Here is a 22,359-nt window from a genome sequence, read left to right on the forward strand (position 1 = left end):
TAATCAAATCTTATTCCAAAGTGTTCCATCCTTACTATCTTTAAGTTGGATACCTACGGAATTCAATTGTTCGCGGATACGATCGGAGGTCACGAAATCCTTGTTTTTCTTGGCTTCATTACGCATATTGATGATGATTTGCATCAGGTCATCCATATTGTCACCTTCGCCGATCTGATCATCTTTTAGCCCTAGAATGTCGAATACAAACTCTTGCATATATTTCTTCAGCTCGTTGAGGTCTGCTTCGGTAATCGTCAATTTCCCATCATAGATGGAGTTGATGATACGCACGGCCTCAAATAACTCAGCTATTAAAACTGGGCTGTTGAAATCGTCATCCATGGCAGCATAGCTGCGTTTCTTGATTTCATCCAAGTCGCCGAAATTGGAAGATTTGGACGGTACAACTTTTTCTAATAAGCCGATAGCTGCCATCAGACGTTTATAGCCTTTATCTGCAGCATCCAAAGCATCATTGGAGAAATCCAATGTACTTCTGTAATGGGCCTGCAACATAAAGAAGCGTACGGCCATAGGTGAATAACCCCTATTCAAAAGCGGATGGTTACCTGTAAACAGTTCTCCCGGAAGGAAACCATTTCCTGCGGATTTGGACATCCTTGTCCCATTCACGGTCAACATATTGGTATGCATCCAATATTTTGCCGGTGTGGTATGGTTACATGCTTCAGATTGTGCGATCTCATTGGTGTGGTGGGTAGCTGCCAAGTCCATTCCACCGCCGTGGATATCGAATTGATCGCCCAGATATTTCCTGCTCATTGCTGAACATTCGATATGCCATCCGGGGAACCCTACTCCCCAAGGAGAAGGCCAACGCATGATATGCTCTGGTTTAGCCTTGATCCATAAGGCGAAATCAAGTCTACCGCGTTTCTCATCCTGTCCACCCAACTCGCGGGTATTGTTCAATAGATCTTCTAGATTTCTATTGGTCAAGATGGTGTAGTTATATTCTTTGACGTATTTCTCTACGTCGAAATAGACCGTACCATTTACTTCATAGGCAAAACCATTCTTGATGATTTCCTGTACCATTTCAATCTGCTCAGAGATGTGACCGGTGGCAGTTGGTTCAATGCTCGGTGGAATGGTATTGAATAGACGCAGTACATCATGGAATCCAATGGTATATTTCTGAACAATCTCCATGGGCTCCAACTGTTCAAGCTTCGCTTTTTTCGCAAATTTATCATCCCCCTCGTCATTGTCTCCCTCTAAGTGCCCAGCATCTGTGATATTACGCACATAACGTACTTTATATCCAAGGTGCAACAGGTAGCGGAAAATCAAATCAAAGGAAACAAAAGTCCTACAGTTCCCAAGATGCACATCACTGTACACAGTGGGTCCACAAACATACATCCCCACAAGGTTAGGATGGATGGGTACAAACTTTTCTTTCTTACGGGTAAGGGTATTGTATAATACTAAATTATGCTCCATACGACGGTTGAAACTAATTATTTTTGTCTAAAGAATATCTGGATTGGCACTCCTGAAAAGTCAAAGTTCTCGCGCAGTTTGTTTTCGATAAAACGCTTGTACGGGTCTTTGATGTATTGAGGCAGATTACAGAAGAAAGCAAACATTGGCGATCTTCCTGGTAATTGCGTTACGTACTTAATCTTAATGAATTTACCCTTGGTTGCTGGGGGTGGATACCTTTCGATAATCTCCAACATCACATCATTCAATTTAGAAGTAGGGATCTTTTTGGTTTTATTGTTATAAACCTCCATAGCCGTTTCTACGGTCTTGAAGATACGTTGTTTCTCCGTTACGGAAGTAAACAGGATTGGAACATCCGTGAATGGAGCGATCTTGTTTTTGATAGCTTGCTCAAATTCTTTGGCTGTTTTATGGTCTTTTTCAATGGTATCCCATTTGTTTACCAAAATCACGATACCCTTTTTGTTTTTCTCTGCCAAGTGGAAGATATTGATATCCTGCGCTTCGATACCGTCTTTGGCATCAATCATTAAGATCACCACATCGGAATCCTCCAATGCTTTAATGGTACGCATGACCGAATAGAATTCGATATCCTCATTCACTTTGGATTTTCTTCTCAATCCAGCAGTATCCACCATCAGGAACTCATGTCCAAATTGATTGTAATGGATACGGATGGAATCTCGGGTAGTCCCTGCAATTGGGGTTACGATATTTCTTTCTTTACCTAACAATGCATTCGTCAAAGAGGATTTACCAACGTTAGGACGTCCAACGATAGTAAACTTAGGCAATTCGGTATCATCTTCCTCTTCGTTTTCAAAATTAGAAACCACTTCGTCAAGGAGTTCACCAGTACCTGAACCAGTCATGGATGAGATATTAAAGATCTCACCTAATCCAAAGGAATAAAACTCTGCTGAATCATGGGTCTGTTTGGCGCTATCCACCTTATTGGCAACGACATATACCGGTTTTTTGCTTCGACGCAACATATTTGCGATCTCATCATCTAAATCGGTTACTCCAGTAGTGACATCCACTACAAATAAAATAACGGATGCCTCATCGATGGCAATCAAAACTTGCTCTCGAATGGCTGCTTCAAAAACATCATCTGAACCATGAACAAAACCACCTGTGTCGATCACTGTGAATTTCTTTCCGATCCATTCCGCTTGTCCATAATGTCTGTCACGGGTAACCCCGCTGTAGTCATCTACGATAGCTTTTCTACTCTCTGTCAAACGGTTATATAAGGTCGATTTACCAACATTGGGTCTCCCTACAATTGCTACGATATTTGCCATATTTCTTTCTATTCGTTACCTCACGGCAACGTTTTCAGGTATCTTGTAAAGGTACAAAGTTACGGATAAATCGCACATCTTGCGTGAGAAATCAGAAAATGACAGCTTTATGGACAAATAATGGACTTCGCTATTTTTTAATCTCCTCTCGGGAGGAATCTTTTATTGTACTTTGGCCTGTTTTTTTTGAAAAAAAATAGGCCGTCCCTGAAGGGGATGGCCTAAAAATAGTTTTGAAAATTAACAGTTAGAAATGTTATTAAGAATCTCTATAGAATTTCCACTAAGTAATTTTACTTAGATGATTATCTCTACAAAGACATCTGACTTCGTCAAATTATGCTGAAAGATAGAAAATTTATTCCTAAAACTTAAATAATTCCAAGAGGAAATTTTAACCTGATTTATTAGATAAACTTCTTTAATCAGTTGAATAATAGAGTTTTTTAACATAATCGAAATCTTAATAACTCATAAATGCAAACGAATTGTTACACTATTCTTCTCAAGAAAGAAACACATCACAGAAAGCAAATTAACACTACGTAGATCTACCCCCTGCAAATATCATAATTCTCTAAAGTTTTTTTTTAATATGACAAATAAAGTCCCAAAACTTTAATGATTTGATGATGTAAATCAAAAGAGCAGTCTGGTATAGCTGCTCTTTTGATATTAATAATATGTTTTAAGGATTCTGTTTCAGGACACCGTTGGAAAGTACGATCTGCTGCTCTGGAATAAATTCTATTGCTTGATTGCTCTTCGCGTCGATGGTCAAGATTGGAGTTGTTCCTGAAGTATGGGTTCCTGGATATTTTCTATCCATGAGTTTACCATTCCTGAACACATCGAACTTTCTATGTCCTTCCCAAGCAAGCTCCAATTTTCTTTCTTCCAATACGACATCCAGAGCTGTCTTCCCATTTAAGTTGGAAGCTGTCCAAAGTCCTGCTGTTGGAATTCCGGCTCTTTGCCTGATTAGGTTTACATCTTTCAATGCTGAAGTTACATCGCCTAATTTCGCACTGGCTTCCGCACGGATCAGATAAACTTCAGCTAATCTGGAAATAATCGGCGACCATAAATGCGCTTGGCCTTCCTGACCGGAACATTTCATCACATAGTATTTCAGATAACCGTTACGGTTTGCCAATTTCTTGTCAATCAAAACTGTTCTTTTCTTACCTGCAATTTGAATATAGTATTGGAAAGCTCCGGCTCCGTTAGATTCTTTGATCAGGTTCTTTTTAGCTCCAGCTTCCGTATAAGAATAATCCGTTCCAGCCTGGGTAACTTGCACGCTTGCATATTTGAAGTCATCAGTGACGTAATAAGCATGCAATTCATTTGCTTTTTCAACAACAGGCTGGATCATTTTATAGCGGACATCTTCGGGATATTTCCTGACTTCCTCCAAATAGGTCCTGGACGCATACATCTCCCCCCAACCTGATCCTTGGATATTGGCATACATGGATCCAATCGTACTCCATCCATCATCTGGGTAATCAATATCCTTTACGAATTTGATGGCAAAGATGTTTTCCCTGTTCTCTTCCGGAGTGGAAACGGTTAGTTTATTGTAATCAGCCCCCGCCAAAAGCGAAAACTTACCGGATTCAATAACCTTGTTCGCATATTGAACGGCTTTTTGATTATCGCCTTTGAACAGGTAAACCCTCGCCAACAATGCCTGTGCTGCATAAACATTTCCATATACATTGCTTTTATAGGATTTGAACATACCTTCTGCTTTCAAGAGGTCCTTCTCCAGTTGATCGTAGACCTCCTTAACGGTATTACGTGGCAGGATCTCGAATGGATCATCGGATAATTTAATCGGCACTGCCAAAGATTGTGGATCTTGGGTATAAGGCTTGCCAAACACATTTGCCAAATAGAAATACATCAAGCTTCTCAAGTAAAGATTCTCGGCGATCATCTGATCGACCTCATCACTTTCACCTTCTTTCAATTTCTGAAGCAATAAATTGGTTCCCGCAATTACACGGTAGGAGTTTTCCCAATAGCTATTGACCCTTGCATTATTGACAACTCTTTTGTAGTTGTAGTTATAAAACAGGTTATCGGTAGTTGTTCCACTTAAAGAGACATTGTCTCCAGGATATTCTGTAACACGGTGCCAATTTTCAACCCAACCTTTCAAGGTGTGGTAATTCCCCAAATGTAAAGCTTGGATAGCACCTTCAGTGTTTTCGATCGATTCATTGGTCATCGCATCATAAGGCTCCTTATCCAAAGAACAAGATGTCATCAACAGACCAACGACCCCACTTAATATGAATAATTTCTTCATCTTTCTTTCTTTTAAAATGTTAGGTTAAGCCCGAAAATCAAGCGTTTTGGTGCAGGATATTGCGAGGTAGCATCACCACCTCCAGCCTTATCTGCTGAATTATCATTTCCTAAGATCGCAGCTTCTGGATCTAGACCTGAGAACTTGGTTGAAGTCCAAAGGTTATCACCAGATAAATAAACGTTCAATCCTTTTAATTTCAATTTGCTAACCAGGCTTTCCGAGAAGGTATAGCCTAATGTCACGTTTCTCAATCGCAAGAAATTCGTGCTTTCCAAATACCTAGAAGAGGTTTTGTTGGAAAGACTGGTATTATTGTACTCCGCTCTTGGATGTGTAGCATTCGGATTTTCAGCGGACCATCTTGACCAGCCATCCATCAGGATCATTTGATTGTATGACGCATAGGCACCATCTGAATCGAATAACTCTCTGGCAGCATTATAGGTTACACCTCCGTTTTGATAAGCAAAGCTGGCATTGAGGTTGAAACCTTTATAGTTCATTGCCGAGTTGAAACCACCCTGGAACTTAGGTGTTGCTGCTCCAACAAACTGCAATGCAGCATCGTTATAGTTAGAGGTGGTTGAAACCTCTCCAGTATTCTCGTCAATGGTTTCCCAAAGTGGATCACCATTCTCAGGATCAACTCCGGCCCACTTACGCATGTACCAAGAGTCAACATCATGACCTTCAGAGAATCGCATATTGCCTTTAGGAATATCCTGACCGTCTTTCAAGGAGGTAATTTTGTTGTTGTTATGAGCGACATTGACACCTAAATCCCATTGGAATGGGTTTTCCGGACTGAAGACCGAACCACTCAGGGCAACTTCCACCCCACGGTTCCTCAATCCACCGATGTTCAACCAATACCCATCCCATCCAGCAGTTGAAGGGAACTCCACATAATAAAGCAATCCGCTGGTGTTTTTATTGTATAAATCTACTGACAGGTTCAGTCTATTGAACATGCCCAGTTCCAAGCCTAAATTGGCATCGTACGATTTTTCCCAACTCACATTTGCATTCTGGAAGTTCTTCTGAATCGCTGCCGGCTCGCCATTGTATTGGGCATTTAGGCCATAGGTTGCGAATGAAGAATAATAATCGATCGGCACGTTTCCAACTCCACCATAGGACGCTTTCAGACGTAACAGGTTGATGGAAGGAACATTAAAGAAAGCTTCATTATTGATATTCCAGGCACCACTTACGGAATAGAAAGCACCATACTGTTGGTTCTGGCCAAATCTTGAAGATCCATCCACACGGAAGGAAGCCATCAGGTTATAACGGTTATCATAACCATAAGTACCCTGCAAGATTCCAGACTGGAAAGAATAATCATTTTTGGTTCCGCCAAAATCAAGAACGCTAGCTGCATTCCCTAGGATCTGTGATCCTGGAGCAATCCCCTTTCCCTTAGCATTCAGACTTGAATACACATAATCAGAGTATTCATAGGCTGCAAAACCTGAGACCGTATGTTTGCCGAACGTTTCATTATATTTCAACATCTGGTTAAAGAACCTGGTGATGCGCTTATCAGAAAATTGGTAGATGGTTCCTTTATCATTTCGACCAGCATTCGAATTCGGATCAGCATAACTCATGGTTGTCTGGTTATAGTAGGTCAGGTTGTTCATGGATTCGAAAGTGAATCGATCTGAAATCCTATACGAGAAATCAAAGTTACCCTGCATATCAAAAGTCTGCCCCTTACCGTAATTATATTGTAGGTCATACAAATAGTTGGTATGGTCACGACCTAACCAAAGCACATTGGCATCGGCATCTTGCGGATTCTTGATTGTTCCATCTGCATTATTTGGGTTGTCCCATGGCAAATAGAACATCATATTATATAGTGAATGTTGTTTGTCCAGATAGGTGGTGTAAGCCGCGTTCAACTTAGGCTTGAATGTCAAGCGATCGGTCAATTTATGTTCCACATTGAAACGTCCGGTCATCCTTTCAAAATCATAACCTTTCAAAGATCCCTTTTCACCGTAGTAATTGGCACTTGCAAAAACGGAGGTCTTTTCTGTTTTACCCATGTAGTTTGCCGAGAAGTCGTTCACTGGTGCGGTTTGAGTACCGTTTTTGATCCAATTATAATCGTTGTTCAGGACATCCTGGGTTACATTCGGATCAATATCTTTTTGATTAGGAAAAGTTTGATAGTAATCCCAAAGCTCTTGAGAGTTCATCAACTTAAACTGCCCGAAGTTGAATTTGCTGACACCAGAAGAAAGGTTTACCGAGAAAGTCCCTTCACCTTCCCGCAAGGCTCTTTTGGTGGTCACGACGATTACCCCGTTGGTACCTCGGGAACCATATTGCGTGGTAGCTGCGGCATCTTTCAATACCGAAATAGTCTCGATATCATTTGGGTTAATATTGGCAACACCGTGTGTGATAACACCATCCACTACCCATAAAGGATTTGTTCCCGAAGAAAGGGAGCTTCTACCCCTGATCTTAACATTTGCTTGTTGCCCAGGTCTACCTGTTCCAACCACATCCACACCTGCAACTTTTCCCTGCAAGAGGTTAGAAACATTCGGAGACTTGCTGTCTTTCAGTTTCTTTTGATCTAAGGAAACGATGGACGCACTGATTTCTCCCTTTTTCTGCGTAGAATAACCTGTCACCACCACTTCATCAATATTCTCTTCACTCGAACTCAGCTCCACATTTAGGGTAGCACCTGTTACGGCCACTTCCTTTTTCTCATGGCCTAAGGCAGAAAACAGCAAAGTCTGACCTGTTTCAGCGCCGATACTGAATTCCCCTTCTGCATTGGTAGAAGTCGATTTACTAGGATCTTCCTTCACGGTTACTGTCACCCCTGGCAGGACGACACCTCCTGAAGTCACCTTTCCCTTTACCTCCTGTTGAAAAGCATGGATTTCCTTTTTATCCTTACTAAGATCATTGGCAACAGAATATCCACCTGATAGACTCAACCCTAAAATAATGGCTCCTGTAACTAATTGAGATCTTTTCAATGGAAAAAATGGACTTGAAAATCTCTTTATCATAATTAATCTATTAAATAAAATTTAGTAATAAGCCGTAGGCCCTATCACAACTTAGACGCAGGAAGGTAAAAGTTTATAGAAAAGATTAAATGAATATTTCACAACGAAAACGTTTGCATAAAATAAGCAAACGTTTGCACAAACAACCAAGTGTAACTTTATTGTAAAGCTTTAATCAACGGAAGGTTAAATCTTGATTTTTGTCTTCAGATAAGGATATACAAATACAGCCGCCAAGACAATAACAGCACCAAAATAGAAGCCTGTACTCATCGCTTCTTTCTGTCCAAATATCAGTAATGCTAAAATAATCCCATAAACAGGTTCCATGTTTGTCGTCAGGGCAACCGTAAAGGCAGATAGTTCACGCATTACCGCAACCCCCAACACATAAGCGATTGCAGTACAAACCACTCCCAATAGCAAAAGATACAATAGATCAGATTGACTGAGAATCATCTGTTCATCGAAATCCCCTGTAAACAACATGACCAAAGAAACGCCAATCCAGGCACCGACCATCTCATATAAGGTAATCGTCGTCGGACTTCCTTTTTTTACCATTCTGGCATTCAATATAGAAAATATACTGGCACAGAATGCACAGGACAAACCATAAACGATACCCCAGAAATATTTGAACTCAAATTTAAAGATCAGATAGATTCCGAAAATGATCACCAATCCAACGATCACATCAGCAATGGAAATCCGTTTCCGGTTTATGATGGGCTCTAATATGGCTGTAAACAAGGTCACTGAAGAAAGGGTAACCAAAGTAACCGATACGGTAGACACCTTGATGGCATGAAAGAACAGAACCCAATGCAAACCTACGATGACTCCCACACCCAGATACTGCAACAGCTGATCTTTGGGAACCAACAGAGACCTCTTGGTAAAAAGATAGTACAGCACCAACGAAACCGCAGCAATCAACACCCTGTACCATACAAGATGTAGGGCAGAAACGGTAATCAATTCGCCCAGAACACCTGTAAAACCCCAAATTAATACGGTAAAGTGCAATATCAGTGTATTGCGGTTAATGGTTAACTGTGACATGGTTTGTTATGCTTATTTAGGAGCCTTTTTCAACAGATAAAAACTCAATATCAAGAAAATGACATTGGGGATCAATACAGAGATCAGAGGGTCCAATCCTCCTTTGATGGAGAACATACTTGAAAATCGTTCAAGCACGATATATATACAGCTCAAGCCGATACCTAGTCCTAAGCTCAAGCCAATACCACCACGAACTTTCTTGGATGATAGGGAAACTCCGATCAAGGTCAAGATAAAAGCCGAAAATGGATTTATGATTCTTTTATATTTTTCGAGCAGCAATTCGTTCATCATCCCGGTCCCACGAACTTCCTCCTTACTGATACGTTCATTGAGCTCATGCTGGTCCATCGTGGTAAACACGTCCTCATAGGATTCGAAATCCTGCGGGCGCATATCCAAGGTTGTATCCTTTTTCTCACCACTCAGCATCTCCTCCTTCAATCCCTTGATTTCTCTCGTGGTATAGGTGTGCAGACTCCACTTCCCTGCCACGGAATCCCAAGTCACACGCTCTGCCATCAACTTTTCCAACATCTTGTCCCCGTCAAACTTCTCCAAACTAAAGTTATATCCTACCTTGGATTTCGTATCAAAAGAGCCCATATATACATAGGTGTTTGAATCCACCTGCATATGTATGGAAGAAGAGGTTGTACTCACCTTATTGGGCTTGACATAGACGTTCTCAAAATTCACCTTCACCTTATTGGTAAAAGGGATAATGTAGACATTGGACAACAAAGTCATCCCAAATATTAAAGCTGCACAGATCATGTATGGCCTCAGCAACCTATTAAAGCTCATCCCTCCACTTAGGATCGGCACAATCTCTGTCTGATCGGCCATCTTGGAAGTAAAGAAAATTACGGCAATAAAGTTGAACAGCGGAGTAAGCATGTTGATAAAGAAAGGCAAACTTCCCAATGCATAGTATTCAAAAAATACCTGCGTCATGGTTGCCCCATATTTATTGAAATCATCGATCTTCTCCGAAATATCAAATATCACAATCACGACACAGAAGATCGCCACTGTGAAAACAAAAGTAGACAAGTACTTTTTCATGATATATCGATCGATGATCTTAAACATGCGCTTTCTTTCGAATTATAGTCTTTGACCTAATACTGGAACCATTTTATTTTTCCAATCATAAAACGTTCCATCAATGATCTTTTCCCTTGCTTGATTAACTAACCAAAGATAAAAATGTAAATTATGTAATGAAGCGATTTGTGCTCCTAAAATTTCTTGCGATCTGATCAAATGTCTCAAATAAGCTTTTGTATGGATCTGATCCACCATCAAGTCTGATTCCGCTTCGATAGGGCTGAAATCATCCTTCCACTTTTCATTCTTGATATTGATGATACCATTTTGGGTAAAGAGCATTCCGTTTCTTGCATTCCTGGTCGGCATCACACAGTCAAACATATCGATACCTAACGCTATATTTTCCAAAAGGTTCACTGGAGTACCTACACCCATCAAATATCTTGGCTTATCATGCGGCAAGATATTGGTCACTACCTCAGTCATCGCATACATCTCCTCAGCCGGCTCCCCTACAGAAAGTCCGCCGATTGCATTCCCCTCTCTATTGAATGAGGCAATGGTCTCTGCCGATTTCTCACGCAGATCTTTATAAACCGAACCTTGAACGATCGGAAACAAAGTCTGATCGTATCCGTATAAAGGATCTGTGCTATCAAAACGATCACAACAACGCTTTAACCAACGGTGGGTCATTTCCATGGACCTTCTTGCATAGCGGTAATCACAAGGATAAGGAGTACACTCATCAAATGCCATAATAATATCGGCACCGATGATACGCTGTGTATCCATCACGTTCTCTGGAGTAAACAAATGTTTTGAACCGTCGATATGGGACCTGAATGTCACCCCCTCTTCCTTGATCTTCCTTACTTCAGTCAAGGAATATACTTGGTAACCTCCCGAATCGGTTAAGATCGGACGGTCCCAATTGATAAATTTATGCAGACCTCCGGCCTTATTCAACACATCCAATCCTGGTCTTAGGTACAGGTGATAGGTATTTCCTAAGATGATCTGTGCTTGAATATCATTTACCAATTCATGTTGATGCACCGCCTTTACCGTTCCGGCAGTACCAACTGGCATAAAAATAGGTGTCTGTATCTTTCCGTGAGCAGTTTCAATCTCTCCGGCCCTTGCTTTTGAAAATTTATCTTGTGCTTGAAGCGTAAAATTCATAGTAATCCTTAATCGACCGCAAAAATACTATAAAATTCTTAGCGAATGGCATATCAGCCCTTTAATTCGCATTTCTTAACAATTAACAGAAATTTGGGCGATAACCTGTATCTTTGAACCTAATTTTATGGGTTTAATATTCTATATCGATCTCGATCTATCGCTTATTCCTTATGGAGTCTTGGCGCTTTTGTTGATAATCCAACTCAACTATATTCTGTTTGTATATGGAAAATTGGCATTCTACAAGGTCAAACCCAAGCAAGAAAATGCAGCCGATAAGCAAGTTTCTGTTATCATCTGCGCACATAACGAACAAGAAAATTTAAGGACTTATCTTCCCGCTATTTTAGAGCAAGATTATCAAAATTTTGAAGTCATCGTCGTCAATGATTGCTCAGAAGATGATACCAAATGGGTTTTAAAGGAATTTGCAGAGCAATATACCCACCTCAAGATCGTTGAGATCAAGGAGCATATCCAATTAAAGCACAGCAAGAAGTTCGCCCTAACGATGGGGATCAAGGGAGCCCAATACCCTTACCTCCTGATGACGGATGCCGATTGCCAACCTACTAGTAGCAATTGGTTGCGTGAAATGGCTGGGTCCTTCCAAGAAAACAAGGAGATTGTGCTGGGCTACTCGCCATACTTCAAATTTCCAGGCTTTTTGAATCGACTAATTCGCTTTGAAACTAGCCATACCGCTATGAGCTATTTGTCGTATGCTTTAAAGGGAAATGCATATATGGGCGTAGGGAGAAATCTTGCATATACAAAGGAGCTGTTTTTTAAGAACAAAGGATTTACCGAGCATATGCATATCAAATCAGGGGATGATGATCTTTTTGTGAATGCAAATGCCGACAAACACAATGTTGAGATCAATATCCATCCCGATGCCTTTGTTTATTCTGATCCTAAACGGACCTGGAAAAGCTATTACAAACAAAAAGCTAGACATTCGGGAGCTTCGACCTTATATAAAGGTCGCCATAAACGCATGTTGGGCACGCAATTGATCAGCGCCCTGCTGTTTTATCTGATGATAATCGTTTGTGTCGCAAATGGACCATCCTATTGGTATTTGGCTTTGGGTGCTTACCTGATCCGATTGATCTGCCAACTCTTGATCTTCAACCCAATCTACAAAAAACTAGCCGTCAGCGACCTCTTAATCTGGTTGCCGATATTAGATCTATATTATTATTTTTACATCTGCTTCAATGGATTGTTCAATCGTTCCAAAAAGCAGGTCTCTTGGAAATAAAAACCCTTAATTTATTACATCGTGAACCCTACTGTCGACATTATCTATAACTACTTCCCGAAACTGACGGAAACCCAGAAAGAACAATTTGCCAAATTGGAAGAACTATATCCCTTATGGAATGACCAGATCAATGTGATCTCCAGAAAGGATATCGAAAGCCTGTACCTGAAACATGTGCTACATTCCTTGGCAATAGGAAAGTTTGTGGGTGAATTTGCACCTAATACAAGAGTTCTAGATGTAGGTACCGGAGGTGGTTTTCCTGGAATCCCATTAGCGATCCTATTTCCAGAGGTTAAATTCCATTTGGTGGACTCTATCGGCAAAAAGATCAAGGTAGTTCGCGAAGTAGCAGAAGGTTTAGGCCTTACGAATGTCGAAGCAGACCATATCCGTGCCGAGCAATTGGACTATAAATACGATTTTGTGGTATCCAGAGCAGTTACCCGTTTAGGCGACTTTATTCCATGGGTAAGAAACAAAATTGAAAAACAAGATAAAAATGGTATTCCTAATGGCATCCTTTATCTGAAAGGTGGTGATCTGAAAGAAGAAATCAAGGAAGCCAGAGTAAAAGCTGAACTACACCCTATATCATCTTATTTCAAAGAAGATTTCTTTGATACCAAGTATGTGATGTATATCCCGATGTAATTGCCTGTTTACTTTCAGCTACTTAATAAAAAGGCGAATTGAAATAGGCACAGGGGGAGAAGATTTTTAATGTTATAAAAAAAGCAACCAATTTGTGGTTGCTTTTTTTATATCGATACTTTTAAAAAGCTTAGAAACGCTAGAAAAACTTACCCCTTTTCCCTCCTGCAATTCCTTCATAGCTTCTAGGGTCTCTTTGCTGGTTATACTGCTTTGAGAAACAATTTTTCCATTTAGCTTCTTCAGAAGCTGTTTGAATAGTTTCGTTCCTTTTTCGGGCATTCAATTGTAAAGATTTTCTTGTCCATATTACCTATTGATTAATGATATTATGTCTATTGCTCACATAGAAGCAAAGATGTTGCCCTTCAACAACCCTACTTCTCTTCCACGTTCTTATTGATCTCAGCCCCGATCAAATTAATCTCCTCATCCATCCCAAACAAGGGCAAACCGGTCTCTGGATTCAGTTTCAACCAAGTGGTTTCAGTATCTTTTATGATCTGTACATATTCCTTCCCATCCTTAAAAACAGTATAGGTATCCTCCTCATCCGGAAAAACGGAATAGGTTACGCCTCCAACTTCGATATCAAAAGGTTCTTGCATTTCCATGGTATTTCTTTTTCAGCAAAGGTAATCAATTATACTTTATAGATATTGCATAAGGTGTATCGAATCCCTATCTTTAATTCTAAGCTAACCAAAATGAATGCAATAGAAAAAATTGCCTTAACCAAGATAAAAGGTATAGGCCCGAAAACAAGCCGTTTGTTACTCGCCTACTGTGGAAGCTTGGAAGAAATATTCAAATGCCCCCAAAAAGAACTTAAACTTATTCCTGGCTTACAAAAAGTCGCAATCGAACAATTGATTTCCAAAACCTATCTGAAAGAAGCTGAAGAAGAATATCGGTTTATGGTAGAGAACGATATACAGCTCCTATGGTTTGAAGATGAGAACTATCCCGCTCGGCTCAAGCATTGTGAAGATGCTCCATTGATCCTCTTCCAAAAGGGCAATTGCAACCTGAACCATGCTAAATCCATCAGCATCGTAGGCACCAGAAATGCGACCTCCTATGGCAGAAGGTTAACCGAAGAACTGGTCCATGACCTAAAGGAATTAGGAGTCTTGGTGGTTAGTGGCTTGGCATACGGCATCGATATTATGGCCCATCGGTCTGCAATGCACGAAGGCTTGGAGACTGCCGCTGTCCTGGCACATGGTCTGGATAGAATATACCCTTTTGAACACCGTGAAATAGCCGAAGAGATCAGCAGGCATGGATGCCTCTTAAGCGAGTACCCTTCTGGAACCACTGCTGAAAAGACACACTTCCCGATGCGGAACCGTATTGTTGCAGGCCTATCCGATGTGACAGTCGTCGTGGAGGCAGCCAATAAAGGAGGCGCACTGATCACCGCGGATATCGCCAATAGCTATAACCGGGATGTATGTGCCTTTCCAGGCTCGGTCGACCTCTACTATTCGGCAGGCTGCAATGAACTCATCCGATCCCATAAAGCGCACCTGATCCGAAATGCCAAGGACCTGCTCAACCTGATGCAATGGGATGAACCCGAAAGCAAGAACAAAAAAAATGTACAGCTCCCGTTAATTTTTGAATTAACTAAACAAGAACAACGAGTTTTTGACTATCTTAAAGACTGCAAAGAGTCTCATATCGATGATATTGCCGCTTACTGCGAATTTCCGCAGAGCAAACTAGCTATGATCCTCCTGGAAATGGAAATGAATGGAATCATTCAGACCTTACCAGGAAAACGTTATAAACTACCTTAAACCTAAACTTCTTTTATGCAAGAACAAGCAAGTAAAAAAGGAATTTGGAAAGTGATTGGTGCCTCCTCCTTAGGGACACTGATCGAATGGTATGACTTCTTTATTTTCGGAAGTCTTTCCATTGTTATTTCCACTAAATTCTTCCCCTCGGACAACCCAACCGCAGCCTTCCTGTCAACCTTGGCCACCTTTGCCGCTGGCTTTGTGGTCCGTCCTTTCGGCGCACTATTCTTTGGAAGATTGGGCGACCTGATCGGAAGGAAATATACCTTCATGGTCACCCTGATGCTTATGGGAGGAGCGACCTTCCTCATTGGTTGTATCCCCAGCTATGAAAGCATTGGTTTTCTGGCTCCATTGATTGTCTTGATCCTGAGACTCCTTCAAGGGCTTGCCTTAGGAGGTGAATACGGAGGGGCTGCTACCTATGTGGCCGAGCATGCTCCGAATGGAGAGCGTGGATATTGGACCTCCTGGATACAAACGACGGCTACCTTTGGACTGTTCATTTCCTTAGTGGTCATCTTACTGACTAAACTTGTTCTGACCGAAGCCCAATTCGACCATTGGGGCTGGCGCGTTCCTTTTCTTCTTTCTATCCTCATGGTCTATGTATCATACCTGATCCGTAAGAACATGGATGAGTCCCCGGAATTCAAGAAAGCAAAAGCAGAAGGGAAGACCTCCACTAATCCACTGAAAGAAAGTTTTGGAAATAAGTACAATCTAAAGTTTGTCCTATTGGCTCTATTTGGGGCAGCAATGGGCCAAGGTGTGGTGTGGTACACCGGACAGTTCTATTCCATGAGCTTTATGAAAACGGTCATGTTCCTCGATTCCGATCAGGCTGATATTATTTTAGGGATTGCCCTGCTCTTTGGCACCCCATTCTTTGTGGTCTTTGGCAGGCTTTCGGATAAGGTCGGTCGAAAATGGGTCATGCTCACCGGTATGTTATTGGCGGTACTGACCTATAGGCCAATTTACCAAGCCATGTACCAGATTACAAACAGTCAAAACAAACAGGAATTGGTTGATAAAAGAACGGAAACCATTATCCCAGTGAGTGCAGATAATGAGCATGAGATCAAATCGCTGACCCGTTATTACGATGATGGATCGCACAGCATCGAAAACACCGATACGGTCAAGGGTACCAGCAAGACTGCAATCTTTTTAGCTGGCTCCAATTATGTTAAACTGATTGCATTAATCTTTATACAGATCATCTATATCACCTTGGTTTACGGTCCTATTGCGGCATTCTTGGTGGAAATCTTCCCTGTAAAAATCAGGTACACCTCCATGTCCCTACCCTATCACATCGGAAATGGAATCTTCGGCGGACTATTGCCGGCCGTTTCCACTTATTTGGCCACGAACGCCAAAACAGCGGCCGATCCGACTTTTTACTTGGAGGGTTTATGGTACCCCATCATTATTTCGGCGGTCTGTTTTGTCATAGGCGCCCTATACATCAACAAAAACATGGTTGCAAAAGATTTGAATTGATATGGAGAGCATTAAAAAAATATTAGGGATCCTTTGGATAGCTTTAGCGCTACTTGCGGCATATTTCTGCATTGCCAAATTTGGCTTGCCAAAAATTATTTCCGGAAAGCAGGAAGACGTTGTATTTGGGATTATTATTCTGTTTATCCTCACGCCGATCATCTCGATTGGCCTTGGGGTCTTTGGATATTTCGCTCTGAGGGGCGAATATCAGAAGGACAAAATGTAATTTTCAGGTTGAATCTCAGCCGGATACGTCCTAAATGCGATTTTCTTTTCGAAAAGATTAATTTTTTGTTAATTTTGCCGTGGGTAAGTCCTCTACGACCAGCTCCCATTGACTCCCCCAGGTTGGGAACAAAGCAAGGGTATTTGGTTGAGCGGTGCGATAGAGGGAGCTTACCCATTTTTTATTGGCCTAAACTCTCCTTTATTTCCTTCATTTCGTTTTCTAAATACACATATTAGATATTTTTCGTTTATTTGTAAACCGAATTAACATGAGTCTATGAGTTGGTTTAAAAGAAACAAAGCAGGTATACATACTGCAACAGAAAACAAAAAAGAGGCACCTGATGGGATGTGGAACAAATGTCCTAACTGTAAAAAACCTCTTTTGAATGTGGAACAAGTTGAAAACAAGTATGTTTGCCATTACTGTGATTACCACATCCGCATTGGATCAACTGCCTATTTCTCCATATTATTCGACAACAACGAATTCACTGAATTATTTCCGAACCTGAAAGCGGGTGACCCATTAAACTTTGTGGACACTAAACCTTACAAAGACAGATTATTGGATAGCCAAGCGAAAACGGGTCTGAACGATGCCTTGAGATCTGCCGTTGGTAAAGTTAACGGGCAAGACCTTGTTGTAGCTTGTATGGATTTCTCCTTTATTGGGGGGTCAATGGGTTCTGTAGTTGGAGAAAAAATCTCTAGATCCATCGATTACTGTATCGAGCATAAATTACCTTTTATGTTGATCTCTAAATCTGGTGGTGCCCGTATGATGGAAGCCGCATTCTCCTTGATGCAAATGGCTAAGACCTCAGCAAAACTAGCCCTTTTGGCTCAAGCTAAATTACCTTACATCTGTTTATTGACTGATCCAACCACTGGTGGGGTTACAGCATCTTATGCCATGTTAGGTGACATCAATATCGCTGAACCAGGTGCATTGATCGGTTTCGCTGGACCTCGTGTCATCAAAGAAACCATCAAAAAAGACCTTCCTAAAGGTTTCCAAACTTCAGAATTCGTTCTGGAACATGGTTTCCTAGACTTCATCGTCGACAGAAGACAATTAAAAGAAAAAGTATCCACTTTCCTTAAAATGGTAAAGTAGAGTTACTCTAAACATATTTGAAAGCGAGCTAGACATGGCTCGCTTTTTTTATGCCTATTCTTCTCCCTTACTTGACCCTTCCATTTTGGAGTCTGCTTCGAGAATCATTCGAGACATATTCGAGAAACCTTGCCAAAAAACTCCAGCCAATTCGAAATTTCCGAATATGCCTCGAATGAGGTCAAATCATCAACCGGAAAACCTGCCCTATTTTTGAAAACGAATTGTCCAGCAAGGCTAAACAGAAAAAAGATTTAGATTTTTTTGTTAAATTTAGATAACAATAAACCTAAAAAAATCACATGAACTTAAAAAACCTCTTTTTACTTTCCCTGTTGGCCATATTCGCTTTTCAGCAAAATGTACTCGCCCAGCTTCGGGTACCAAATTTCTTTTCGGACCATATGGTTTTGCAGCGTGGAACCGATATCAATTTCTGGGGATTGGCACCTGCCAGTTCGGAAATCCGCATTGTTGGAACATGGTTTCAGGACACCGTAAAAGCAAAGACGAATGGTGATGGGCAATGGAAAACCACTTTGCCAGCAGGAAAAGCTGGAGGGCCCTATGAGATCAAGATTATGGCCAATCAAGAGAGCATTACGTTAAAAGACATCTTACTTGGCGATGTTTTCTTGTGTTCAGGACAATCTAATATGGAATGGGGAGCGGCCCAAAACCTCAAAGAGATCATCGATGAGATGCCAACTGCCAATAATCCGAACATCAGGTTATTACATATCAGCAGGAACGGCGCATTGACTCCTCAAGATCAGATTTCCAATAAATGGGCAACCCTAAGTGCAGAGTCCTTACAACCTTTTTCAGCCATTGGTTATTTTATTGCAAAAGAGATCAATTCCCAGCAGCAGGTTCCTATTGGAGTGATCAACTCCAGTTGGGGTGGCACGGCCGCAGAGGTATGGACGCCGAGTTATTTAATCGACAACGATCCTTTCCTCTTGCAGCGAGGTAAGCAACAAAGTGCGAATGATTGGCGACCGCACAACAGTGGGGTTCTTTGGAATGCCATGGTACATCCCTTTGCAGGCTATAATATCACGGCTGCATTCTGGTACCAAGGCGAGAGCAATGTAGGAACTTGGGATGGATATGATAAACTGATGAAAACCATGATCAATTCATGGAGATCGGCCTGGAACGATGATTTTCCTTTTTACTTCGTTCAGATTGCACCCTTCCAATATAACAATAAAGAGCCTCTCGCAGCCTATCTAAGAGAACAGCAGACCAAGACCGCAACTGAATTGCCTAACACCGGCATGGTCGTGATTACAGACTTGGTCGACAATATTAAGGACATCCATCCTATCCAGAAAAAGGCAGTTGCCAAACGGTTGGCAGATCTAGCACTTGCAGAGGTTTACCATAAACCCCTGAAAGATTATAAATCACCAATCTTTAAATCGCAGGAAATAAAAGGCAACAGCATTGAAATTAGCTTTAGTAACCTAGAGGGGAAATTATCTTCAAAAGGTGAAATTACTGACTTATTTATTGCAGGAGCAGACAAGCAGTTCAAAGCGGCCAAAGGCAAGATTAAGGGCGACAAGCTGATTGTAGAATCTGCAGAGGTCAAAAATCCAGTAGCGGTACGCTTTGGATTCACGGAGATCGCTATGCCAAATCTGTATAATTCCAATGGATTACCGGTATCCCCGTTTCGAACAGATCAATGGTAATGTTCCATGCATCATGGCCATAATGAAAGCAGTTGAAAAGTTGGGGCGTAGTACATACGCCCTCTATAATAAATCTCCAATTACCTTGTTACATATTTCCAGAAGCTAAAAAGCTTTCTAGATTTGAGGTAATTCAGGTTATGTTCATTTTCATAAGCTTCTCGCTCAAAGGAGATATTCAGGTAGGCCCTAGTAAAGTTGCGGTATTGTAGCATTCGCAGGCTGAATTCCAAAAGATAGAGTAAATAAAACGGGAAAATGAGCAACTCCAAAGCTTGCAGAACGTGGATTCGTTCATGATTGATCAGAATCCTGTTGTCGCGATCAGAAGAATGTTTGAGGAAGATAAAAGGAAATATGGTAATAGCTTGCGCTTTTCCCATGGAAAAGAACTTGGTCCAAAACTTACTTACAATTACTTTACCTTTCATCTAAAGTTTAAAATTACGAAATCGCCTTTAACTTTATATCAATCATGGTTTTTTTGATTTTCAAACTTAGATTGTATATTTGTTAATACACTAAAATTAAAAGTTCATGCCGTACAAAGAACGAGAAATAAACAAGCTGTATTATACCATGGGAGAAGTCACTGAGATGTTCGGTGTAAATGCATCTCAAATCCGTTTTTATGAGCGTGAATTCGATATTCTACAACCTAAGAAAAACAAAAAAGGGAATCGTCTATTCACCCAGAATGATATTGCGAACCTCAAGATCATCTTCAATTTGGTTAAGGACAAGGGTTATACCCTACAAGGAGCGCGTGAATTCTTAAGAAGCAACAAGAACGAAGCAAGGGAAAACCAAAGGATCATTGAATCTTTGGAGGGGTTAAAAAGCTTTTTAATTGAAGTTAGGGATAGTCTATAAGGCTCTGCTCCCTAATTCTATAACTTCCAAATTTTCAATTTTATCTCCATTAATTTCAAAACGCATTGCGGTTCTTATCTGATGCCAGCCTTGTTTACCGGCAGCACCGGGATTAAGGTGGAGCAACTGTAGCTTCGGATCAAACTGTACCTTCAGGATATGGGAATGCCCTGTAATAAACAGCTTCGGGGGATTGTTCAAGATTTCAGGTTTGACCAGTGGGCTGTATTTTCCTGGATAGCCGCCAATATGGGTCATCCAAACATCGACCTGTTCACAATGGAATCTGAGGTGTTCAGGGAATTTCAAACGGATATCTTTATCATCGATATTTCCATAAACAGCCCGAAGAGGCTTAAAGGCTTCCAATTTCTCGATGACCTCCATGGAGCCAAAATCACCGGCATGCCAAATTTCATCACATTTTTCAAAATGTTTTAAGACCGCATCATCTAGGTATCCGTGGGTATCCGAAAGAAGTCCGATTTTCATGTTAAAAAGCTAAAAAATAAGGTTGCAAGATCTGTTTATAGGCATCTGAATATTGGGATCTCTCCTGATAGATAACAAAAGTCTGCAGCTCAGGTTTGATTTCTTGTCTTTGGAAACTCAGTATGCAGCGAAAGGGCTCTGAATCAACAAAGGATTGCATATTGGTCTGTTGGTCCAGAAATAGTTGATTCCCTTTAGCTTCAGTTACCATAAAATCTAAGAGTTCCATAGGCACCACGATCTGCAATTTTCCATGGACTGAAAGCTTTGAGCCTGCAAAATTGAACAAGCCCTTAAAGAATTCCACATCGGTATGTTTGGCCACTTTCTTCCTTTGATCAGGGTTGTGCAACGAATTGATATAAAAAGGAGGATTAGAGACAATCAGGTCAAATTCAAGTTCTGTCTTCCAATGGAAGATATCAGAATGCACAATGGAAAGACGATCCTGAAAGGGCGAAGCTTGAAAGTTTTCCAATGCCCTTTGGGAGGCTTGTTTATCGATTTCCACAGCCCAAATTTTAGCTTTCGGATATTTTTGGGCCAGCATGAGTGCTATTACCCCTGTACCCGTTCCAATATCTAGGATGGAATCGGCCTGCGTATGTTTAGCGAAGGCCCCCAACAACACCCCATCGGTATTGATCCGCATGGCGCAGTGTTCTTGATTAACTGAAAATTGCTTGAATTGGAAGATATTCCCCATAGCACAAAGGTAATTTTAAATGCTTGTTTTTGAGCTAAAAAAGAACCTTTGCTAAAATATTTGTATGCTGGGATTAATCTAAATGGAATCCCTATAGTCTATTTCCCTAAAGACAGACAAGCATATGAAAGCAAAATTACTTAAAATCGTAGCCTTGATCATGGTCGTAGGACTATTTTCAGCCTGTTCAAAAGAATACATCGGGGGATCTTATTTTTATCCTGAAGACTTTGCTGTAGATGTTTTTGATGTCTATAAAGTGAGTCCAGATACCTACCGCGTGGAGTATGCGGTAACTAATCTTTCCAATATTGATTATTACCAAGGACAGGATGGTGATTATTATTTAGAATTCTCCTTGGTTGGACATAATGGGGCACCTTTTTTCAATGAGGCACCCATTGGTACCTTATATGCCGGTGAATCGTTCCGTGGAACGATGATCATTCGGGTCGATCCTCGATTAGGGTATGATCCAAATGACATCTCCTATGATATATATGATGCTGGTAGGTACTAAACTAC

21 protein-coding genes and 1 other RNA gene are annotated in these 22,359 nt (G+C 41.0%); 10 read left to right on the forward strand and 12 right to left on the reverse strand.

Translation table 11 applies throughout. From position 1 onward, the window contains the following. Nucleotides 1-3: 3 nt before the first annotated feature. The 7 genes from cysS to tgt all read right to left on the reverse strand — a co-directional run bounded on the left by cysS (nt 4) and on the right by tgt (nt 11,465). Nucleotides 4-1,470, reverse strand: coding sequence for a cysteine--tRNA ligase (cysS, locus tag ACWICE_RS01780; RefSeq protein WP_185215914.1), 1,467 nt, complete (start codon nt 1,468-1,470; stop codon nt 4-6). 17 nt (nt 1,471-1,487) lie between these two features. Continuing rightward, complete coding sequence (gene der, locus ACWICE_RS01785; protein ID WP_185211275.1) at nt 1,488-2,789, reverse strand: ribosome biogenesis GTPase Der; 1,302 nt, start codon at nt 2,787-2,789, stop codon at nt 1,488-1,490. A 688-nt stretch (nt 2,790-3,477) separates the two neighbouring features. Beyond that, nucleotides 3,478-5,109, reverse strand: a complete 1,632-nt coding sequence (locus tag ACWICE_RS01790; protein WP_254526517.1) for a RagB/SusD family nutrient uptake outer membrane protein — start codon at nt 5,107-5,109, stop codon at nt 3,478-3,480. 11 nt (nt 5,110-5,120) lie between these two features. Beyond that, nucleotides 5,121-8,156 carry a SusC/RagA family TonB-linked outer membrane protein gene (locus ACWICE_RS01795; RefSeq protein ID WP_313260929.1) on the reverse strand — a complete coding sequence of 1,012 codons (3,036 nt, stop codon included), beginning with the start codon at nt 8,154-8,156 and terminating at the stop codon, nt 5,121-5,123. A gap of 186 nt (nt 8,157-8,342) precedes the next feature. Next, nucleotides 8,343-9,221, reverse strand: a complete 879-nt coding sequence (locus ACWICE_RS01800; RefSeq protein ID WP_185211278.1) for a DMT family transporter — start codon at nt 9,219-9,221, stop codon at nt 8,343-8,345. A 12-nt stretch (nt 9,222-9,233) separates the two neighbouring features. Then, nucleotides 9,234-10,292 (reverse strand): LptF/LptG family permease, encoded by a 1,059-nt coding sequence (locus ACWICE_RS01805; protein ID WP_313514195.1) that lies wholly within the window; start codon nt 10,290-10,292, stop codon nt 9,234-9,236. A 42-nt stretch (nt 10,293-10,334) separates the two neighbouring features. After that, a complete protein-coding gene (tgt, locus tag ACWICE_RS01810; RefSeq protein ID WP_185211279.1) occupies nt 10,335-11,465 on the reverse strand; it encodes a tRNA guanosine(34) transglycosylase Tgt in 1,131 nt (376 codons plus the stop codon). 127 nt (nt 11,466-11,592) lie between these two features. On the opposite strand from tgt, the gene ACWICE_RS01815 reads away from it, so the two are divergent. Continuing rightward, nucleotides 11,593-12,735 (forward strand): glycosyltransferase, encoded by a 1,143-nt coding sequence (locus tag ACWICE_RS01815; protein ID WP_185211280.1) that lies wholly within the window; start codon nt 11,593-11,595, stop codon nt 12,733-12,735. A 21-nt stretch (nt 12,736-12,756) separates the two neighbouring features. After that, nucleotides 12,757-13,392 carry a 16S rRNA (guanine(527)-N(7))-methyltransferase RsmG gene (gene rsmG / locus ACWICE_RS01820; RefSeq protein WP_254526521.1) on the forward strand — a complete coding sequence of 212 codons (636 nt, stop codon included), beginning with the start codon at nt 12,757-12,759 and terminating at the stop codon, nt 13,390-13,392. A 72-nt stretch (nt 13,393-13,464) separates the two neighbouring features. Here the strand turns inward: rsmG and ACWICE_RS01825 are convergent, their stop codons facing one another. Together ACWICE_RS01825 and ACWICE_RS01830 are read right to left on the reverse strand one after the other, a co-directional pair. Continuing rightward, a complete protein-coding gene (locus tag ACWICE_RS01825) occupies nt 13,465-13,674 on the reverse strand; it encodes a hypothetical protein (protein ID WP_454297514.1) in 210 nt (69 codons plus the stop codon). Between the two features lie 95 nt (nt 13,675-13,769). Then, nucleotides 13,770-14,006, reverse strand: coding sequence for a hypothetical protein (locus ACWICE_RS01830; RefSeq protein WP_185211283.1), 237 nt, complete (start codon nt 14,004-14,006; stop codon nt 13,770-13,772). A 93-nt stretch (nt 14,007-14,099) separates the two neighbouring features. On the opposite strand from ACWICE_RS01830, the gene dprA reads away from it, so the two are divergent. From dprA to ACWICE_RS01860, 6 genes are all read left to right on the forward strand, one after another. After that, on the forward strand, nt 14,100-15,197 hold the full coding sequence (dprA, locus tag ACWICE_RS01835) for a DNA-processing protein DprA (protein WP_454297515.1): 1,098 nt from the start codon (nt 14,100-14,102) through the stop codon (nt 15,195-15,197). Nucleotides 15,198-15,212: 15 nt separating this feature from the next. Continuing rightward, entirely contained in the window at nt 15,213-16,709 is a 1,497-nt protein-coding gene (locus tag ACWICE_RS01840) for an MFS transporter (RefSeq protein WP_454297516.1), read from the forward strand. 1 nt (nt 16,710) lies between these two features. Further along, nucleotides 16,711-16,938: a DUF6814 family protein gene (locus tag ACWICE_RS01845; RefSeq protein WP_185211286.1), complete on the forward strand. Its 228-nt coding sequence runs from the start codon at nt 16,711-16,713 to the stop codon at nt 16,936-16,938. A gap of 81 nt (nt 16,939-17,019) precedes the next feature. Continuing rightward, nucleotides 17,020-17,117, forward strand: an RNA gene (gene ffs / locus ACWICE_RS01850) — signal recognition particle sRNA small type. A gap of 100 nt (nt 17,118-17,217) precedes the next feature. After that, entirely contained in the window at nt 17,218-18,060 is an 843-nt protein-coding gene (gene accD, locus ACWICE_RS01855; RefSeq protein ID WP_094255578.1) for an acetyl-CoA carboxylase, carboxyltransferase subunit beta, read from the forward strand. Between the two features lie 302 nt (nt 18,061-18,362). Next, entirely contained in the window at nt 18,363-19,763 is a 1,401-nt protein-coding gene (locus tag ACWICE_RS01860) for a sialate O-acetylesterase (RefSeq protein ID WP_454297517.1), read from the forward strand. A gap of 80 nt (nt 19,764-19,843) precedes the next feature. On the opposite strand, the gene ACWICE_RS01865 is transcribed toward ACWICE_RS01860, so the two are convergent. After that, nucleotides 19,844-20,194 (reverse strand): hypothetical protein, encoded by a 351-nt coding sequence (locus ACWICE_RS01865; protein ID WP_237219421.1) that lies wholly within the window; start codon nt 20,192-20,194, stop codon nt 19,844-19,846. 106 nt (nt 20,195-20,300) lie between these two features. Here ACWICE_RS01865 and ACWICE_RS01870 point away from each other — a divergent pair, with 106 nt between their 5' ends. After that, nucleotides 20,301-20,636: a MerR family transcriptional regulator gene (locus tag ACWICE_RS01870; RefSeq protein ID WP_093100690.1), complete on the forward strand. Its 336-nt coding sequence runs from the start codon at nt 20,301-20,303 to the stop codon at nt 20,634-20,636. Here ACWICE_RS01870 and ACWICE_RS01875 read toward each other — a convergent pair. Together ACWICE_RS01875 and ACWICE_RS01880 are read right to left on the reverse strand one after the other, a co-directional pair. Next, nucleotides 20,631-21,128: a metallophosphoesterase family protein gene (locus tag ACWICE_RS01875; RefSeq protein ID WP_313260944.1), complete on the reverse strand. Its 498-nt coding sequence runs from the start codon at nt 21,126-21,128 to the stop codon at nt 20,631-20,633. The genes ACWICE_RS01870 and ACWICE_RS01875 overlap by 6 nt on opposite strands. Before the next feature lies 1 nt (nt 21,129). Further along, nucleotides 21,130-21,834, reverse strand: coding sequence for a tRNA1(Val) (adenine(37)-N6)-methyltransferase (locus ACWICE_RS01880; RefSeq protein WP_454297518.1), 705 nt, complete (start codon nt 21,832-21,834; stop codon nt 21,130-21,132). 124 nt (nt 21,835-21,958) lie between these two features. On the opposite strand from ACWICE_RS01880, the gene ACWICE_RS01885 reads away from it, so the two are divergent. Next, nucleotides 21,959-22,354 (forward strand): hypothetical protein, encoded by a 396-nt coding sequence (locus ACWICE_RS01885; RefSeq protein ID WP_185211290.1) that lies wholly within the window; start codon nt 21,959-21,961, stop codon nt 22,352-22,354. Nucleotides 22,355-22,359 lie beyond the last annotated feature (5 nt).

This window comes from Sphingobacterium sp. NPDC055346 (genome assembly GCF_053645235.1).

Excerpts from the sequence above, each read along its gene's own strand:
- cysS (WP_185215914.1), bottom strand. The coding sequence starts at position 1,470 with ATGGAGCATAATTTAGTATTATACAATACCCTTACCCGTAAGAAAGAA.
- der (WP_185211275.1), bottom strand. The coding sequence starts at position 2,789 with ATGGCAAATATCGTAGCAATTGTAGGGAGACCCAATGTTGGTAAATCG.
- ACWICE_RS01790 (WP_254526517.1), bottom strand. The coding sequence starts at position 5,109 with ATGAAGAAATTATTCATATTAAGTGGGGTCGTTGGTCTGTTGATGACA.
- ACWICE_RS01795 (WP_313260929.1), bottom strand. The coding sequence starts at position 8,156 with ATGATAAAGAGATTTTCAAGTCCATTTTTTCCATTGAAAAGATCTCAA.
- ACWICE_RS01800 (WP_185211278.1), bottom strand. The coding sequence starts at position 9,221 with ATGTCACAGTTAACCATTAACCGCAATACACTGATATTGCACTTTACC.
- ACWICE_RS01805 (WP_313514195.1), bottom strand. The coding sequence starts at position 10,292 with ATGAAAAAGTACTTGTCTACTTTTGTTTTCACAGTGGCGATCTTCTGT.
- tgt (WP_185211279.1), bottom strand. The coding sequence starts at position 11,465 with ATGAATTTTACGCTTCAAGCACAAGATAAATTTTCAAAAGCAAGGGCC.
- ACWICE_RS01815 (WP_185211280.1), top strand. The coding sequence starts at position 11,593 with ATGGGTTTAATATTCTATATCGATCTCGATCTATCGCTTATTCCTTAT.
- ACWICE_RS01825 (WP_454297514.1), bottom strand. The coding sequence starts at position 13,674 with ATGCCCGAAAAAGGAACGAAACTATTCAAACAGCTTCTGAAGAAGCTA.
- ACWICE_RS01830 (WP_185211283.1), bottom strand. The coding sequence starts at position 14,006 with ATGGAAATGCAAGAACCTTTTGATATCGAAGTTGGAGGCGTAACCTAT.
- dprA (WP_454297515.1), top strand. The coding sequence starts at position 14,100 with ATGAATGCAATAGAAAAAATTGCCTTAACCAAGATAAAAGGTATAGGC.
- ACWICE_RS01840 (WP_454297516.1), top strand. The coding sequence starts at position 15,213 with ATGCAAGAACAAGCAAGTAAAAAAGGAATTTGGAAAGTGATTGGTGCC.
- ACWICE_RS01845 (WP_185211286.1), top strand. The coding sequence starts at position 16,711 with ATGGAGAGCATTAAAAAAATATTAGGGATCCTTTGGATAGCTTTAGCG.
- accD (WP_094255578.1), top strand. The coding sequence starts at position 17,218 with ATGAGTTGGTTTAAAAGAAACAAAGCAGGTATACATACTGCAACAGAA.
- ACWICE_RS01860 (WP_454297517.1), top strand. The coding sequence starts at position 18,363 with ATGAACTTAAAAAACCTCTTTTTACTTTCCCTGTTGGCCATATTCGCT.
- ACWICE_RS01865 (WP_237219421.1), bottom strand. The coding sequence starts at position 20,194 with ATGAAAGGTAAAGTAATTGTAAGTAAGTTTTGGACCAAGTTCTTTTCC.
- ACWICE_RS01870 (WP_093100690.1), top strand. The coding sequence starts at position 20,301 with ATGCCGTACAAAGAACGAGAAATAAACAAGCTGTATTATACCATGGGA.
- ACWICE_RS01875 (WP_313260944.1), bottom strand. The coding sequence starts at position 21,128 with ATGAAAATCGGACTTCTTTCGGATACCCACGGATACCTAGATGATGCG.
- ACWICE_RS01880 (WP_454297518.1), bottom strand. The coding sequence starts at position 21,834 with ATGGGGAATATCTTCCAATTCAAGCAATTTTCAGTTAATCAAGAACAC.
- ACWICE_RS01885 (WP_185211290.1), top strand. The coding sequence starts at position 21,959 with ATGAAAGCAAAATTACTTAAAATCGTAGCCTTGATCATGGTCGTAGGA.